Here is a 2,409-nt window from a genome sequence, read left to right on the forward strand (position 1 = left end):
ATATAAATACCATTGAGTTATCCATTGATATGTTTTTTAAGTATCTCTTAGTGCACTCTTCATATCACGATAATGCTTGTGAGGAGTATAACAAAAAGCTTCTGTGAAATGTATTGTACTCCTACACCTTTATGTTTAATAAAGGTGTAAATTGGTACCACCATTCTATTTTTTAGCTCCCAATGTTGTAACAGCTTTTAGTACTTGAGATGGTTTATAAGAGGTGTTTTTATTCTTTTCTTAGATAGTTTTTATCCATACAAAAACTCCAGCTTCTCTTGTGATGTACAAAGGAAAGGTATTGTTTTATTCAAAATAAACAGGTTTGAAATGAAAAAATCTTATAATATTTGTTTTTTTATTTAAATTAAAAGCGATACATTACACTTATAAATCAATGTTTTGTAACCACAAGGAGATGGAGGGCAAAGCTGGTAAAAGTACCTGCAATAAGCCAATCGAGAAAGCGAAGATAAAGAGGGTTCTGTTTAAGGATTTTGGTAAGTTTATGCGCTGTAAAAACGACTGAAATTGTAATGGGGAAAGAAATAGGAATATAAGAGAGTCCTAAAAAGAGCAGCTTTTGTGTTGCCATAGGATCATTTGCATTGATAAATTGTGGTAAGAATGTTGCGTTAAAGAGTATGACTTTAGGATTGAGAAGATTAATTCCAATACCAGCAAGATAGTTACGTTTAGAGCTTTGAGGTTTAGAAGATGTTGGTTCAAAGGAAAGTGTCGGGTTTCTCCTTAATGCTTGAAAGGCAAACCATAAAAGATAAAAGGCGCCAACAATTTTCAGAAAAACAAAAGCGTGTGGCGCAGCAAAAATAAGCGCTGATAAACCAAGTGCTACAGCTGTAACCTGAATGGCAAATCCTGTTGCACTTCCCAAGGCGCACATAATTCCAGCTTTTTTGCTTTGTGTAATGGTTCGTCCTACAGAAAGCATCATATCAGGTCCTGGAATAAGTGCTAAAATCAACGATGCTAAAGCAAATTGTACAACAATAGACCACTCCGGTAGAAATGACACGTCAATCTCCTCTTATTTTTAAGTAATGTTCATTATTTATACTTTGAGGCGTCTTTATTTATGCTTTTTGAGTCTTTTTAATGTTGTTTAAAGAGAATTTATTTTTATATTTCTTGTGTCGTTTTAATTTTTTAGAAAAAAAGAACAATTCGTATAGAGCTTTAGAATGAAAAAGTGGAAAAGTATTAGAAAAGTTGTTTTGGCTTATTCGGGGGGATTGGATACGTCAATTATTCTCAAATGGTTACAAAGTACGCTAGGCGTTGAAGTTGTGACTTTTACAGCAGATTTGGGGCAGGGGGAAGAATTAGAGCTTGCTCGTCGTAAAGCTGAAATGCTAGGTGTTAAAGAAATCTACATTGAAGATTTGCGTGAAGAATTTGTGCGTGATTTTGTTTTTCCGATGTTTCGAGCCAATACCGTTTATGAAGGGACTTATCTTTTAGGAACATCAATTGCACGTCCACTTATTTCAAAACGTCTTATTGAAATTGCTAAGGAAACAGGGGCAGATGCCATTGCTCATGGAGCAACGGGCAAAGGCAATGATCAGGTACGCTTTGAACTTTCTGCTTATGCACTTAATCCTAATATAAAGATTATTGCTCCGTGGCGTGATTGGGATTTTAAGAGTCGGACAGATCTGTTTGAATTTGCGCGTATGCATCAAATTCCTGTAGAAAAAGATAAGCAAGGCGAAGCTCCTTTTTCAGTGGATGCAAATTTATTACATTCTTCATCAGAAGGAAAGATTTTAGAAAATCCAGCACTTCCTGCTCCTGAATATGTCCATATGCGTACTCTTTCGGTGGAAGATGCTCCAGATGAAGCAACCAGAATCACTCTTGGCTTTAAAAAAGGCGATGCTGTTTCAATCAATGGAAAAAATTTATCTCCTGCAACTTTACTTGCAGAATTAAATCATTATGGGCGGGATAATGGTATTGGTCGGTTGGATCTGGTAGAAAATCGCTTTGTAGGTATGAAATCGCGGGGTATTTATGAAACACCAGGGGGGACCATTCTTTTAACGGCTCACAGAGCTATAGAATCTTTAACGTTAGATCGTGGCGCAGCTCATTTAAAAGATGAATTGATGCCACGTTATGCAGAACTCATTTATTATGGCTTTTGGTTTTCTCCCGAACGTAAGATGTTGCAAGCAGCGATTGATTTATCTCAAGAACATGTTGAAGGTGAAGTCACGTTAAAGCTTTATAAGGGGAATGTGATTGTTGAAGGGCGCCAAAGTAAAAAATCACTTTATTCCAGTGAGTTAGTAACTTTCGAGGATGATCAAGGTGTTTATGATCAAAGAGATGCGACTGGTTTTATTAAATTAAATGCTCTACGTTTGCGTACATTAGCAAGGC

The 2,409-nt window shown here is 36.2% G+C and carries 2 protein-coding genes; one reads left to right on the forward strand and one right to left on the reverse strand.

Features of this window, described 5'->3' with window-relative positions; translation table 11 throughout:
* Positions 1-394 precede the first annotated feature (394 nt).
* The gene (locus tag ACFIO3_RS00770; RefSeq protein ID WP_375606111.1) at positions 395-1,036 is read right to left on the reverse strand and encodes a LysE family translocator; all 642 of its coding nucleotides are present in this window, start codon (positions 1,034-1,036) and stop codon (positions 395-397) included.
* Positions 1,037-1,202: 166 nt separating this feature from the next.
* On the opposite strand from ACFIO3_RS00770, the gene ACFIO3_RS00775 reads away from it, so the two are divergent.
* A partial coding sequence (locus ACFIO3_RS00775; protein WP_375704021.1) for an argininosuccinate synthase occupies positions 1,203-2,409 on the forward strand: 1,207 nt, incomplete at its 3' end.

The organism is Bartonella sp. AD328YNZD (assembly GCF_042196425.1).